Origin of the sequence: Alcanivorax sp. VBW004 (assembly GCF_009718865.1) — a bacterium.
In the GTDB taxonomy this organism is placed as follows: domain Bacteria; phylum Pseudomonadota; class Gammaproteobacteria; order Pseudomonadales; family Alcanivoracaceae; genus Alcanivorax.
The window spans coordinates 1,066,380-1,083,130 of the sequence record NZ_WNHC01000001.1; the positions used below are offsets into that span (position 1 = coordinate 1,066,380).

Consider the following 16,751-nt stretch of genomic DNA (forward strand, 5'->3'; position numbering starts at 1 on the left):
AATGCCGATGAGGCCTCCGATGGGGTGACCCTGCAGGGGAGTGCCAACTTCATCAGTGACGGGCTTCCGGTGGATATCCAGGTTCGCGACATTCTCGGCAACGTGGTGGTAGTGAGCGGGGTCACGATTTCGGGCAATACCTGGCAGGCGGATAACGTTGATCTGTCCGGCCTGGAACCGGGCCAGATTTTTGTGCTGGCTAGCACCACGGATTTTGCCGGTAACCCCGCGTTTGGGGTAGACAGCTTTATTTATGACCCCATTGCCATCATCAACGATGACGTGACCAGCCCGGCGTTTTCTGTGCCGGTGGTGAATGACAACACCGTCAATGCCGCCGAAGTGGCGGCGGGTGTGGATTTTTCCGGTACGGTCACCGATATCGAAGCCGGTCGCACACTGGATGTGCTGATTGAGGATGGTGCCGGTGGCAGTGTTGCCGATACCGTCACCATTGCCGCTGATGGTAGCTGGAGTCTCACCGGCGCTGACCTTTCCACGCTCCAGGATGGCCCGCTGACCCTGACGCTCACCGGCACCGATATCGCGGGCAACGAAGCGACCCAGATCACCAATTTCCTGAAAGACACTTTGGCCAATGGTATCAGCATCACGGCTGATACCGGCGCCGATGCGGTACTGAATAACCAGGAAGCCCCCGACACCGTCCTGTCCGGTAGTTTCGACTTCGTACAGGAAGGCGCGGTGGTGGATATCACCGTTGGCGATGGGGTGAACCCGGCGCTGACGTTTCAGGCGACCCTGGATGCCAGCGGCAACTGGTCCGTGCCCAATGTGGATCTGAGTGGCCTCAATGACGGCGACCTGACGCTGACCGCCGAGACTGTGGATCAGGCGGGCAACCCGGCGTCTATTACCGACACGGTCGTTAAAGACACCAGTGCAGAGATCACCGCACTCTACGACGACCCGCAACAGCCGGAAGGCATTACCGGCTACCTGAACGCGGTGGAAGGCCAGAGCGCCAGCTTCGGCGGTACCGTCACCGGCATCGAAGACGGCCAGACCGTTGCTATCACCATTACCGACATCAACGATGACACCCTGACCTTTTCGGCCACCGTCACCGGCGGTGCCTGGCAGGTGAACGGTGAGGATTTGTCCTCACTGGCGCAGGGCGACCTGACACTGGATGTGGTGGCGTCCGACGTGGCAGGCAATGAAGCCACCGCCAGCGACGTGATTGAATATGATCCGGTGGCGCAGCTGGTGGCGGATATTGCCGCTGATGCGGGTGCCAGTATCAATGCGGCGGAACAGGGTGAGGTGGATTTCACCGGCTCGGTTTTCGATGTGGAAAGCGGTCGGGATGTGGCCATCAGCATCGAGGATAGCGGTGGCAATACGGTGACCGGCACCGCCACCATCGCGGCGGATGGCACTTGGTTGCTGGCGGATGTGGACGTCAGCGGCCTGGATGAAGGCACGCTGACTCTCACTGCTGATACCACCGATGAAGCCGGCAATCCGGCCACCCAGACCGCTACCTTCGTGAAGGATACCCAGGCGGAAATCACCGCCGAGTTTGTGGACGAGCAGGTGCCGGACGGCGTGGGTGGTTACTACAACGCCACGGAATTCCCCACCGTGACCCTGCAGGGCACCGCGCCGCTGGTGGAAGACGGCCAGACGGTTACCGTCACCGTGGAAGACGCATTCGGCAATGTGGTGAATGTGCCGGGTGTCACCGTCAGTGGCGAAACCTGGTCGGCACCGGATGTGGATCTGTCGGCCTTGCAGCAGGGCGATATTACGCTCACTGCCACGGTGACTGACCAGGCGGGAAACACGGCCACTGCCACCGATACCTTCATTTATGATCCGGTGGCGATCATCAATGATGACATCACCAGCCCGGCGTTTTCAGTGCCGCAGCCTGGCGACGATACCGTCAATGCCGCCGAAGTGGCGGCGGGCGTGGAATTATCCGGTACCGTCACCGATATCGAGCCCGGACGCACGCTGGATGTCCTCATCGAGGACAGCCTTGGCGGTACCTTTACGGATACGGTGACCATTGCCGCCGATGGCAGCTGGACGCTGGCCAACGCGGACCTGTCTGCCCTGGAAGACGGCACCCTGACGGTGACCCTGACCGGTACCGATATTGCCGGCAACGATGCCTCCCGCACCGACACTTTCCTGAAAGACACCCTGGCCAACGGTATCAGCATTACCGCCGACACCGGGGCCGATGATGTGCTCAACAACGATGAGTCCCCGGACACGATTCTTTCCGGCAGCTTCGAATTCGTGCAGCCCGGCGCGGTGGTGGATATCACCGTCAGCGATGGGGTGAACTCGGATCTGACGTTTCAGGCAACGCTGGATGCCGCCGGCAATTGGTCCGTGCCTAACGCAGATCTGAGCAGTCTTAATGATGGCGACCTGACGCTCACCGCCGACACCGTGGACCAGGCCGGTAACCCGGCCAGCATTACCGATACGGTGCTCAAGGACACCAGTGCGGAAATCACCGCGCTGTACGACGACCCCCAGCAGCCTGAGGGCATCACCGGCTACCTGAACGCGGTGGAAGGGCAGAGCGCCAGCTTCGGCGGTACGGTCACCGGTATCGAAGACGGCCAGACTGTCGACATCACCATTACCGATATCAACGATGACACCCTGACCTTCTCGGCCACCGTCACCGGCGGTGCCTGGCAAGTCAGCGGTGCCAATCTGTCCTCGCTGGCGCAAGGGGCGCTGGTGCTGGCAGTAGTGGCTCAGGACGTGGCCGGCAATGAGGCCACCGCCAGCGACACCATCGAGTACGATCCGGTGGCGCAGCTGGTGGCGGACATCGCGTCCGATGCCGGTAACAGCATCAACACGGCGGAACAGGATGACGTGGACTTCACCGGTTCCGTGTTCGACGTGGAAAGCGGCCGGGATGTGGCCATCACGATTTCCGACAGCGGCGGCAACAGTATCGAAGGCACCGCCACCATTGCGGCAGATGGCACCTGGTTGCTGGCCGACGTGGATCTGTCCGGGCTGGATGATGGCTCGCTGACGCTGCAAGCCAGCACCACCGACGAAGCCGGCAACCCGGCCACCCAGACGGCCACCTTTACCAAGGATACCCAGGCGGAAATTACTGCCGAGTTCGTGGACGAACAGGTGCCGGACGGCGTGGGCGGTTACTACAATGCCAGCGAATTCCCCACCGTCACCCTACAAGGCACCGCACCCCTGGTGGAAGACGGCCAGACGGTGACCGTCACCGTGGAAGACGCATTCGGCAATACGGTGAACGTGCCGGGCGTAACGGTGAGCGGTGAGCTGTGGTCGGCAGCGGATGTGGACCTGTCGTCCCTGCAGCTGGGCGAGTTGACCCTCACCGCCACGGTCACCGACCAGGCCGGTAACACCGCCACGGCCACAGACAACTTCATCTACGATCCGGTGGCCAGCATCAATGCTGATCTGGCCAGCCCGGCACTGGATGATGGCGTGCTGAATGCCGCTGAAGTCGCCGCCGGGGTGGACCTGTCCGGCACGGTCACCGGCATTGAAGGTGGTCGGGTTCTCGATGTGGAGATTACCGACCAGAGCGGCAACAGCGTGACCACCACGGTCACAGTCAATGGCGACCAGAGCCTGGACGGCGTGAATAACTGGGCCCTGGATGGCGTGGACCTGACGGCCCTGGCCGACGGTGAGCTGACCATGACGCTCACCGGTACCGACATCGCCGGTAATGAAGCGACCCAGACCTTCACCTTCGACAAGGATACCGAGGCCACCATCACTGCCCGCTTTGAAGATGCGCAGGTGTTTGAAGGCAACACCGGCATTCTTAATGACGCGGAAGATGATGCCACTGTGCTGTCTGGCACGGTGAGTAATGTGGAGGCCGGGGACGACGTGAACCTGACGGTCACCGACTCCCTGGGAACGCAGCTCACCTTTGTCACCCAGGTGCAGGGTGATGGCACCTGGTCCACCACCGAGGACCTGAGCAGCCTGGCGCCGGGCACGCTTACCCTGACCGCAGACACCGTGGACAACGCCGGTAACCCGGCCAGCGCGACCGCCACCATTGAGCACGATCCCAATGCGGCGATCACGATTACCTCGGTGGATCAGGGCGATGTGATCAACGCGGATGAATCCCTGGCCACGGTGGTCAACGGCACCGTGACCGATGTGGAGCCTGGCCGTACCGTTCAGGTGGAAATCACTGATGGGGTGACCACGGTCACCACCACGGCCCAGGTAGAGGGCGACCTGTCCTGGTCGGCGGACCCGGCGGACCTCAGTGGTCTGGCGGATGGGCCGATCACCATCAATGTCAGCGTCTTCGATAATGCTGGCAACGAAGCCACCAACAGCTACCCGGCGACCAAGGACGCTACCGCTGAAATCACCGTCATGTTCGAGGACGATTTCATCAATGACGGCTTTGGCGGCTACCTCAACGCGGATGAAGACGACACCACCACCGTGTCCGGTACGGTGACCGATGTGGAAGACGGTCAGACCGTGGATGTGGTGATCACCGATTCTGCCGGCATCGAAGTGACTGGATCAGCCACGGTCGCTGGCGGAGCCTGGTCGCTGGATAATCTGGACTTGTCTGGCCTGGAAGAGGGGCCGCTGACGGTCTCCGCCACGGTGACGGACCAGGCCGGCAACCCGGTGTCGGCCTCCGACGATATCATTCACGACACGCTTGCCAGTATCGACGATACCGTACAGGTGTCCGCGGGCGTGGTGATCAACGCGGCCGAAGCCACCAGCGTTACCCTGTCCGGCACCACCGCAGAGATTGAGCAGGGCCGGCCCCTTGAAGTCACCCTCAATGATGGAACGTCTACCCTGACGTTCAATACCACGGTGGCCAGCGACGGTTCCTGGACGCTGACCAATCTGGACCTGTCCAGCCTGGATGATGGCACCCTCACCGTCACCCTCAACAGTGACGATCGCGCCGGTAACCCGGCCACGGCGTCGGACACCGTGGACAAGGACACCCTGGCCCAGGTGACCGTGGAATTTCTGGATGATGCGGACACCACCCTGGGGCCGAACGGGGAAATCGTTTACAACGCCGCCGGCGTCAGCGAGGTGCAGTTGCAGGGCACCGTCACCGGCGTGGAAGACGGGCAGACTGTCAGCATTGTGCTCACCGACAGTGCCGGCAACCAGATCACGGTGCCGGATGCCACCGTCAGTGGTGGCACCTGGAGTGCCGGGCCGGTGGACCTGACCGGCTTTGTGGACGGTGGCCTGACGGCGCAAGTGAACACCGAAGACCTGGCCGGCAACCCGGCCACGGCATCCACCCAGGCGGATATCGACCTGGGCGTCTTTATCGACATTGATACCGGCCCCGACGGTTTGCCGTTGACGCCTTTCCTGCTGCGGGCAGTGGATGAGCTGACTGGCACCACGGATGCGGAAGATGGCCAGATCGTGACCGTGACCCTGTCTGACGGCACCACCACCAATACCTTCACCGGGACGGTGTCCGGCGGAGCCTGGACGGTTCCAGTGGATGTGTCCGGCCTGAGCCTGCAAACCCAGTGGACTCTCAATGCCCAGGTGACGGATTTGGCGGGCAACACCACTGCGGATTCCACGCCCACGTTGATTGAGCCAGAGGCGGTGGTCCTGTCGGAAACCCAGCTGGAAACCGGAGGGATCGATCAGGATTCCGGGGATATCCGCATTCAGGAGGCGGATGAGGTTACCTTCTCTGCGACCCAGGACAGCCTGGCGGCAATGACTTCGGAAAGCAGTGCGGTCACGGTGGTGGTGGCCCCGGATGGTCTGTCCCTGAGTGTGGTCCGTGACAGCGATGGCCAGACCGTGATGACGCTGGCCCTGAACGCGGCCGGTGATAGCGTGAATGCCACCCTGTTGTTACCGGTGGATCAGCGTCCGGCGCTGGACAAGTCCCTGTTCCAGGTGGCCATTAATGCCACCCAGAATGATGCGGACGGGACCTCGGAAACCATTGCTGCCAACATCCAGCTGGTCGTGAATGACTCCAGCCCCTTCGCCGAAGACGACACCGCCGAAGTGATCGAGGATACCTCCGCCGGTGGCAATCTGTTCGACAACGACACCGGGCTGGAAGCGCCCTTTACGCTGGACGTCATTACCCTGGACGGAGTGGATTACGCGGTCGCCCTGAACAGCCCGGCGGTGGTCAATACCGACAAGGGAACCCTCACGGTCTATCAGGATGGTTCCTGGACCCTGGACGCGGCTCGCAACCTGGATCACCAGGTGGTGCAGGAGTTGGCATTCAGCTATACCGGCAGCGACGGGGATGGTGACTCCTCCTCCGCGGATGTGCTGATTACCATTGAAGACGGCGCCGCCGGTGCGGTTATCAGCGATAACGGGATGATCACGGAAGCGGTGATCACCCAACTCAACCAGCCGGCAACCACTGTCACCATTGAAGCCGGCTCGGATGATTTGGTGGCCGATACGGCCCGCTTCTACAACGATGCCGGCCAGCAGGAATCCCTGCTCAATGATCTGGGGCTCACCAGCCTGGGCCAGCCGCTCAGTTATCAAGTGGCGGCGGATGGCAGCAGCATTACTGCCATGGCCGGTGGTGTGGTGGTGTTTGTGGCCACCCTGGATGCGGTGGCGCAGGCAAACGGTGATCTGACAATTGGTCTGGAGATGGACCTGCGCCGGCCGCTGGATCATCTCAACAGCGATCAGTTGAACCTGCCGTTCGCCATTATTGCCACCGATACCGATGGCACCGACGTCGACCCCGGCCTGTTCCAGCTGGAAATTGATGATGGGCAGAACCCGATCCTGAATGAATCCACCAGCGTGGCTCTGGACGAAGATTCCCTGGATGGCCAACCCTCAATCTCTGCTCAGGGAACGGTGGATGTGGCCGTGGGCAGTGATCGGATCGAGTCACTGGGGTTTGCCGCAGGCTCTTCGCAACCCGACCTCTCCAGTGGCGGCGAGCCGTTGCAATACCAGCTCAGCGCCGATGGCCAGACGCTGACCGCCTATACCGATGATGTAAACAACCCGGTGTTTGTGGCCACGCTACTGGACCCGGTAGCCGGTGAGGCGGACAGCACCATCAACTACGATTTCACCCTGTATCAGGCACTGGATCAGCTCGACAGTAATGGCAACCGGCAGGACCCGCTGCCCGTACCGTTACGGCTGCGCACGGAAGACAGTGACGGTGATGTGGTCAACTTGAACCTGGGTATTGAAATCAGCGATGCGGACGATCCTGCAGCGGTGATTATCGATACGCTGGATGTGACTGAATTGCCGGCCAAGAACGGCGAGACGCTGACGGGCACCGACAGTGTTGATGTGGACATTACCGCCTCTGAAGATCCGGTGGTGGAAGTGGCCTTCCAGGTTGGCAACGGCACCAATGTCATGGATGCCGGTGGCCAGCCGGTTACCCAGAATGGCGTCCAGCTGCAATGGTATGTGGCCAACAACCAGACCCTGGAAGCCCGGGTCAATGGCCAGACAGTGCTGCGTTTTACGCTGCCGTCGGATGTGGATATTGCGTCGGGCTCCAGTGGTACCGTGCCCCTGGATCTGGAGATTCTCGGCCCGGTGGATCATCTGGACAGCGACCTGATGTCTCTGACTATCCCGGTGGCGGCCATTGATGCGGACGGCAGCATGGCCCTGGCCGATGCGGCCGTGGACATTGCTGACGGGCGGGATCCCACCGTGCACCCCGCCCCGCCTGGGGTGCTGGATGAAGATGGTCTGGAAAATGGCGCCACGCCTGAGGGGACATCCTCGGTGGAGGTACAGGCGGGTAGTGATCAGGTAGTGGCGACGACCGTTGCCATGACCTCCGTGGTGACCAGCGGTGGCCTGGCGGTGACGCTGGCGGCTTCCGCTAATGCCAATGGTTGGTGGGTAGCGACCACCTCGGCGGGTGATGCGGTGTTCCAGGTACGAGTGGAAACTGATGGCAGCGCGAGCATGCAGTTGCTGGGCCCGCTGGATCACCCGGAAGGGGATAATACCCGCGACTCGATCAATGTGTCTTTTGATGTGTCGGTGACTGATGCGGATAACGATGTATCCGGTGATTCTCACCTGACATTTCATGTGGAGGATGATGTGCCCGAGGGGGCCACACTGGAACGTACCATCACTGAAGGTGATGACATCGCAGGTAATCTACTGGCAGACGTCAACACCGTCGGGGCCGATGGCGGGTTACTGACCCAGGTGACCTATCGGGGAGTGGATTACACCTTCGACGCGCAAGACCCAGTCACTATTATCCTGACCGACGTCACCGACAATCAATACGGTGTTATGACGTTGCACAGTGACGGGAATTTCACTGTTGATACGGACGATGTATTCAATATCGGTGGCGCGTTTGATACCGATACCATGCAGGCCGTGGTTACGGACGGGGATGGCGATACCGCCAATCTGGATCTAACCCTGAATGTGCGGGATGCCGATGGCACCGTTGTGGTCCAACCGGTGGAAGGCGATGAAGACACTGCGTTGGCGATAGACTTGCGCGCCGATCCGGGTGATCTGGATCAGGGGGATACGATTACCTGCATCACTTTTGATAATGCCGCCCTGGAAGGCGGCACCCTGATGCTGGATGGCCAACCACTGCCGGTAGATGGAAATGGCAACCCTTACCTGGATCAATCGTCACTGGTGCCTGATGGCAGCGGTGCAGTGATTCCGGATGGTGTGCTCACGTTCACGCCGGCGCTCAATTCCTCCTTGCAGACCCTGGATCCACTGCTGGACATGACCGTGGACGTGTCTCTGTCCGACGGCTCTACCCGGGAATTCACCGAGAGTGAGCCGATCACTGTTCATTCTGTGGCGGATGCCCCGCTGTGGGATACGCCCATCAGTGAGGTGGCCCTCCACGAAGATGACCCGGCAACAGCGGTGAACATCAGTGCGGAGCTGTTCGACACGGATGGCTCGGAAACCCTCAGTTACCGTCTGGATTCTTTCGATGATGAGCTGATTCTGGAGCTCAATGGCAGCGTGCTGAGCGCGGGTGCCACACTGAGCGGGGCCGACTTTGCCAACCTTACCGTGCGCGCCGAGGATGGCGTGGCCGGCAATTACCAGTTTGATGTCACCGCGATTTCCACCGAACAGGAAAATGGCGACACGGCGGAAACCGCGCATACCGTGAATGTGGCGGTGACCCCGGTGGCCGATCCGCCGAACCTGCGCCCCACCGGCACCCTGAACGAGCTGGAAGATGCCCAGATTGACGTGTCCCGGCTGGTCAGCGCGTCGCTCAACGATGTGGACGGTTCTGAATCCCTGCAATTGCGGCTGGACGTGCCGGAAGGCTGGAGCGTGATCGGCCAGAACGGGGCGGTGGTCAGCAATCCGCAAACCGGCCGTTATCTGGCGGACATGACCGATGTGGAAGCGGGCAATGTGCTGCTGATTCCCAAGGAAGACATCAGTTCGGTGTCTGTCCCCGGCGGCCTGTTCCAGGTCAACCTGACAGCGGTGGCCACGGAAAGTACACAGGATGGCCTGGACCCGGATCCGGAAACGGCGACATCCAACACGGCCACAGTGAATATCAAGCTGACCGGTGTGGTGGACGATCCACAGTTTACGCCGGATCAGGATGGCGCCTGGACCTGGAACGGCGACGTGGATAACAGTGTCCTCACCGGCACCCTGGATGAGGACAGCCTGCTGTCATTGAGCTTTATGCTGGGCTCCAGTGATGACGACGGCAGTGAGCGGTCGGACCTGGTGATCGGTAACCTGAACCCGAATGTCGACCTGGTAGACATGAACGGTGATCCAATTGCCCTGCAGGTAGTGGGTGAGAACGGCGATGGCTTGATCTACCAGGTCTCGGCCAGCCAGCTGGCCAATATCTATCTGCGCCCACAGGCGGATTTCAGCGGTGCCGAGCCCGCCTTTTCCATTCGCCAGGTCATTTCCGAACCGGACGGTGACAGTGAAAGCTTCAGCCATGACGTGATGCTGGATAACTTGCCGGTGGTGGATACCCCGGATGGCGAGAATATTGTCAGCAGTGGCGTGGAAGACGAAGTCGTTACGCTCAATCTGCTACCGAACCTGCTGGACAGTGACGGCAGTGAAACCCTCACTGAGCTGGTGATTACCGGCCAGGGGGCGGGCCAGCTCATGTTCGACGGGGAAACGATCAGCGTTCCTCTCGGCGGTCTGGATCTGGGGCAGCTGGCCTCGGATGAAGGCCTCACCCTGATGGAGCTCGCCAACAGTGGCCGGCTTACCTGGCTGCCGCCGGAAGATGCCAGTGGCACCTTCAGTGTGCCGGTGACTTACCAGATCACCGATACCTCGGAAACCGGTGAAACGGCAGTAGCCGATTACACCGGCAACCTGCAGGTGGATGTGTCCGCACAGGTGGATGTGGACGGTGAAGACCTGCCCGACCTGACCCGGCTGGAAGGCCCGGATACGGTGCTGACCAATGATGGTTCCGGGCTCGACCTGAGCGGCTCGGTGCTGTTTGTTGAAGACGATATCGACGGCTCGGAAACCCTGGACTACATCGTTATTCGCATGCCCGCCGCCGATGGCTGGTTTGTGGAGCACCCGGACGGTGCTGTTCACGATGGTAATGGCAACTGGCTGATTCCGGCTGCCGGCCTGACCAGTGACACCGCGGTGGAAAATGGTCTGGACCTGCTGGCCGGTGTCACCATTTATTCGGAAACCGCCACCGGAGTGGAAACCATTCTGGTTCAGGCGCGTGCACTGGATGGCAGCGACGCCGAAATGATCAGTGCCGAAGTGGATGTGGAATTCACCGGTGGCGCCGCCGGTACCGCCCAGGCGGTGGACCCAATCCAGGATTCCATCATCGACGGCCAGGAAGGGGAGACGGTGGACACTGCCGGCCACCTCAACACCGGTGCCGCCGGGGATGCCAATGATCAGGTGTCGTTCCGGGTGGATGCGGCGGATTTGCCCCCGGGGGCATCGCTGGCCGGTACCGATATTCGGGTGCTGCATGGCAGCGACGGCAAGACCGTGGTGGAATACGTCTTCACCCAGGCAACCCTCAATGACCTGACCGTGGTTGGCATCGACGAAGACATTGCCGGGGTGATTTCCATTCCGGTGACCAGCGTTTCTACCGACCCTTCCGGCGATACCGTCACCACCCAGGACAGCCTGGACATTGAGCTGGCGCCGGTGGTGGACGAGGTCAACGGGATTCCGGGTATCAGTGGGCTGGAAGACGTGGCCACGTCACTGGACGTGGATCTGGACGCGTTGCTGGCGGACCGTTCCACCGATGACGCCGAGGGGCTCGAGAGTGTCCAGAGCATTACCTTCCTGGCGCTGCCGGAAGGCTCTTTCGTGGATCCGGAAGGCCTGCTTGCCGACAACGGCGACGGCACCTTTACCCTGTCTGACCCTTCACGTATCAGCGATATTTATTTCCTGCCTCCCCAGCATCTGTCCGGCACGTTCAATGTGGACATGGAGCTGACCATTCTGGATGAAGTGTCCGGCGCCCTGACGGTGGTCAGCAATACTGACACCCAGACCGTGCCCGGCAGCATCGAGATTGAAATCGAACCGGTGACCGATCCGGGAACGGTGACAGCGGCGGATATTACCGGGGCGGAAGATTCTGACATTCCCCTTGGTGATCTGCAGGCGGAACTGGTGGACCAGGACGGTTCCGAAACGCTCACCGTGGTGCTGCAAGGGGTGCCCAAAGATGCGGTGATTCTGGTGGATGGTGTGCCGGTGGCCAACAACGGCCCGGATGGCGGCAGCCTGTTTGGCGAACCGACGTTCCAGTGGAGTCTGCCCCAGGCGGATCTGGCCAATGCGGTGATTCGTCCGCCGGCCAATTTCAGTGGCGATATTCCGCTAACCCTGCAAGCCGTAACCCTCGAGACCGGGACCAACGACGTGCGTACCGCGTCCCAGGATTTCACCGTGTTCGTTAATCCGGTGGGAGATGGTGTGGAGTTCAACGGGGCGGATGTGTCTGCCAGTGGCCAGGAAGGCGATGACGTCACCATTGAGGTGAATGCAAAAACCCTAGAGCCGGATTACGTCACCGATGGCCACCCCCGTGATGGCAATGAAGGGATGGTGCTGACCGTGCAGGTGGCGGATACCTCCCAGGCGACGGCGCTGTTGGGCTTGCAGGGTATTCGCGTAGGCGAGCGCACGGTGTCTTTCCAGCAGGTGGGGGGCGTGACCGTGGCGATTATGGCGCTGTCCGCGGCGGAGCTGGCGGATGGCCGTGTACTGGATTCCTTCGAGCTGCTCACCGGTCAGTTGGCGTTCGGCAATCTGGACCTGAATATCCGTATCGCCAGCACGGATCAGGCGGTGGTGAACGGAGAGACCGTCAATGCCATCAGCCCGCCGCAGCTCCAGCAAGTGAGTGTGCAACTCACTGCCTTGCCGGATGCGCCGGATGTGGACCTGGGCTTTGATAATTTTTATGTGGAAGCCGGTGCCGGCGATGTGCCGCTTGCCATCGATATGGAAGCGCTGAACCCGGCACCGGGTGAAGAGGCCACGCTTATTGTTGAGGGTGTTCCCGACAATATACAGCTCAGCGCCGGTACCCAGGTGGATGGCCATTGGGAAGTGCCGGCGGATCAGGTGCCCGGGCTGGCACTGGTGAATCCGGGCACCGTCTCGGACTTCACATTGACAGTCTATGGTCGTTCCGAGCTGGATGGGGAGGCCGCAGAGGGTGACCCGCAGACGCTGGATGTGAGCGTGCACGGAGCCGGTGCCACGGTAATTACCGGAACGGCCCAGAACGACTGGATCGCTGGTGGTGATGGCGATGACACCCTCACCGGCGGTGCCGGGGCGGACAGTTTTGTGTTCCGCCAGGCCGATTTGCTCGGTGCAGGCAACGATGCCTCTGACACCATTACGGACTTTTCCGTCACGGATAATGATCGCCTGGATCTGAGTGACTTGCTGGCGGGCACGCCTGCCACGAACGGGACGGAACTGGATGCGGTGATCGACATTCAGGATAACGGCACCAGTGTGGTGTTCACTATCTCCCCGGACGGCCAGGCGGTGTCCCAGATCGTTACCCTGGATAACACTTCGGAAACCGAGTTGTTTGGTGGTGATGTGAGTGGTCTCACCGAGGCGGAAATGCTTCAACAATTGCTGGATAACCAGGTGCTGATTACCTGATGACTGCAAAACCGAAAGACATCCCCGGCGTTGCGCCGTCACCGCTGGCCCCCTGGCAGCAGGCGATTGCCGCGCTGGCCAGGGAGCTCGCCTGTCCTCTGCCGGATCTGCCTTGCGAGGATTTTGTCTCTGTCAGGGCCGAGACGGGTGAGACCTCGTTGAACGCGCCTGCGCTGGCCGCGTTGTTGGCGGAGCGTGGTGTACAGCTCACGGAAACCGATGCGCCGCGTTGTGAAAAAGCGGCCACCCATAGCGGTATTTTTCTGGTCGTGGATAACGCCGGTCAGCCCCATGTGTTGGTGGGGTTCACCGCTGAGACTGGCCTGTTGCCGCCGCAGGGTGATGAGGCGCAGTCGGCTACGCTGCCGCGTGAGCAGATCGCGCAGTTATGGAATGTTCAGGTGCTTGATCCGGCCGACCGGCGAGCCGAAGAACTGCATGCGGGCAAGGGACGTCACTGGCTGTGGGGCTTACTCACAGGGCAGCGTCGCTGGTACCGGGATCTGCTGTTGGCGTCGGTGCTGGTGAATGTGCTGGGGCTGGTGGTGCCGCTGTTTACCATGAATGTCTACGACCGCGTGGTGCCTAACCAGGCCATTGAAACCCTGTGGGTGTTGGTGTCCGTGGTGCTGATCGTGTTGCTGTTCGACTGGCTGCTGCGCGGCGCCCGTGCCCGGATTACCGATTATGCCGGGCGGGAAATCGATATCACCGTGTCCCAGCGCCTGTTCGAGAAGCTGTTGGGCATGGAGCTGCGTAACCGGCCGCAATCCGCGGCGGTGTTTGCCAAACAGGTGCAGGAATTCGATTCGGTGCGGGATTTTCTTACCAGTGCGACCATGGTGGCACTGGTGGATCTGCCGTTCAGTATTCTGTTTATCGCACTGATCGCCTGGCTGGGCGGGCCGCTGTTTCTGGTGCCACTGGGGGCCATGTTGCTGCTGACGGCCTATGCCTGGGTGCTACGCAAGCGGGTGGCCATTGCCATCGAAAATGGCGCACGGTTCAGCTCCCAGCGACAGGCCATGTTGATGGAAACCCTGCAAAATCTGCCGGACATCAAGCAAACCAACATGCAGGCCAGCCACAAGCGTCGCTGGCGCAATCTGGTGGCCTCGCTGGCAGATAACAGTATCGACTCCCGGGAAGCGATCAATGCACTTTCCCATGCCATCAGCTCGACCCAGGGGCTGGTTACCGTCCTGTTAATTGTCTTCGGTGTCTATCGCATCGCCGCTGGTGACTTGAGCATGGGCGGTTTGATTGCGGTGGTCATGTTGTCCGGTCGGATGGGCGGCACGGTGAATCAGGTGTCCATGCTGCTACTGCGCGGCCAGCACATGAAAACGGCGCTGTCGGCGCTGGATACCATCATGGCGCTGCCGCAGGAGCGACAACTGGCCACCGAGTTTGGCGCCCAGCGGTTCGACGGCAATATGCGCCTGCAGAACGTGACCTTTCATTGGCCAGAAGCGCAATCGCCCGCATTGCGGGACGTGGACCTGCAAATCCGTCCGGGAGAGCGGGTGGCACTGTGTGGCGCGTCCGGTAGCGGTAAATCCACCTTGCTGTCGTTGCTGGCGGGGCAGATGGAACCGGATAGTGGCCGGGTCCTGTTTTCCGGGGTGGAGCGTAATCTGTGGCCCATGCCGCGTTTGCGTGAATCGATTGCCTGCTGTGGGCAAACGCCGGGATTGTTCTGGGGTAGCCTGTTGGAAAATATCGTTGCCGGGCAGTCGCAACTGGATGAAAAAACCTTGCTGCGCGTGTTACGTGACAGTGGCGTTGAAAGCTTCCTGGATCGCATTGAAAACGGCCTGCAATGCCAGGTGGGGGAGTTTGGTCAGCACTTGTCTGGGGGGCAGCGTCAGGCCGTGGTGCTGGCCCGTACGCTGCTCAAGCCGGCCCGTGTCTATTTGCTGGATGAGCCCAGCAGTGCCATGGATCAGACCCTGGAGCAGCAAGTCGTGAAAGGGCTGGCACGTCTCCCCGCCGATGCCACCGTGGTAATCGCCAGTCATCGCCCGGCATTACTGGGCTTGTGTGACCGGGTCATCATGCTCGATCAGGGCAGGATACAGGCCGACGGTGCGGCCCGTGCCGGCAAGGCCTCTGCCGCCAGAGCGTCACGGGTTACCTTGCGCAAAGGAAATGAAAGCCGCGGTGACAAGACCGGCGACCCGGCGAATAAAGACGGGGAGGGGAGCGAATGAGCGAATTGAGCCCCACCGAACGTTTGCGCAAAGCCTGGCGAGCCCGGCAGGTTACCTGGCTGGCCAGTGGTTTGATCGTGTGTGTCCTGGTGTGGGCGGTGTTCGCGCAACTGGACCAGGTGGTGGTGGCCCAGGGGCAGATGATCCCGACACGCACGGTTCAGAAAATTCAGTCGCTGGAGGGCGGCATTCTGAAAAGCATGCTGGTGGAAGAGGGGCAGATGGTGGAAGCGGGCCAGCCCCTGCTGGAACTGGACGACACCCGCTTTCGGGCCAGTGTTGAAGAGGCGGGGCAAAGCATTCGGGGGTTGGAGGCTGCCCAGGCACGCCTGCAGGCCGAGTTGGCCAGCGTGGCTATTGATAACGGTGATGTATTGGTGAGCCCGGTTCCCATGGCAGAACCGGCGACGCCATCGCCGGGCTGGGAGTCGGAGCGGGCTGCGTTGGCGGGCCGCCTGGCGTCCTTGCAAGGCCGCTTGTTTCAAGCTGATCGTCGGGTAGAGCAGCAGCGCCAGATTCAGCAGGAAGCCCAGCGCAACCTGCGTACCCAGCAACAAAGCCTGGCGCTGCAGCGCCAGGACCTGCAGGCACTGGAATCGGCGGTGAATGATGGGGTGCTGCCGATCTCCGAATTCCGTCAGGCGAAGCGGGATCAGGTGGCGCTCAAGGGCGAGGTGGATCGCGCCTCATTGCAAATCGCTCAGTATGGCGCTGCGCTGCAGCAAGCCATCGCAGAGCGTCGCAGTATCGCCGCGGAATTCCGGGCCGAGTCCCAGGCGGAACTGATTGAGGTGGAAACTCGGTTGGCTCAGGCCCAGGAAAAGCAGCCGGCCCTGCAGGATCAGTTAACCCGTACCACCATGGTCGCACCGCTGCGTGGCATCGTGAAAAACATCGCTTTTCGTTCCCTGGGCGGAGTGATTCGCCCGGGGGAGGCGATCATGGAAATTGTGCCGGTTGAGGATGCGTTGATCGCCGAAGCACGGGTCAGCCCGAAAGACATTGCCTGGGTAAAAGCCGGGCTGGACACGCAGGTGAAATTCTCCGCTTATGACTTTACCAGCCACGGGGGGATGCCTGGGCAGGTGGAATATGTCAGTGCGGATGTGCTGCGTGACGAAGAGGATAACCCCTATTACCGGGTCAAGGTGGCGCTGCAGGGATTGAGTCAGCCTGATCAGCCGATCATGCCGGGGATGCAGGTCACTATCGATATTATGACGGGCAAACGGACGGTGATGAGCTATTGGCTCAAGCCGCTGTTGCGCGCCAGACAGACTGCCATGCGGGAGCCTTAGAAGATGGAAAAAACGTTGTTGCCTTCAAGGAGAGGAA

3 protein-coding genes are annotated in these 16,751 nt (G+C 61.0%); all 3 read left to right on the forward strand.

From position 1 onward, the window contains the following. Nucleotides 1–24: 24 nt before the first annotated feature. Genes F1529_RS04810 through F1529_RS04820 form a run of 3 tightly spaced genes read left to right on the forward strand, consistent with a single transcriptional unit; the run spans nt 25 to nt 16,714 of the window. Nucleotides 25–13,203: a type I secretion C-terminal target domain-containing protein gene (locus tag F1529_RS04810; RefSeq protein ID WP_155132550.1), complete on the forward strand. Its 13,179-nt coding sequence runs from the start codon at nt 25–27 to the stop codon at nt 13,201–13,203. Continuing rightward, complete coding sequence (locus F1529_RS04815) at nt 13,203–15,416, forward strand: type I secretion system permease/ATPase (protein WP_155132553.1); 2,214 nt, start codon at nt 13,203–13,205, stop codon at nt 15,414–15,416. Before F1529_RS04810 ends, F1529_RS04815 begins: the two co-directional genes overlap by 1 nt. Then, nucleotides 15,413–16,714, forward strand: a complete 1,302-nt coding sequence (locus F1529_RS04820; RefSeq protein WP_007151027.1) for an HlyD family type I secretion periplasmic adaptor subunit — start codon at nt 15,413–15,415, stop codon at nt 16,712–16,714. The genes F1529_RS04815 and F1529_RS04820 overlap by 4 nt, the downstream gene beginning before the upstream one ends. Nucleotides 16,715–16,751 lie beyond the last annotated feature (37 nt).

Coding starts and splice junctions, on each gene's coding strand:
- F1529_RS04815 (WP_155132553.1), top strand. CDS start 13,203: ATGACTGCAAAACCGAAAGACATCCCCGGCGTTGCGCCGTCACCGCTG.
- F1529_RS04820 (WP_007151027.1), top strand. CDS start 15,413: ATGAGCGAATTGAGCCCCACCGAACGTTTGCGCAAAGCCTGGCGAGCC.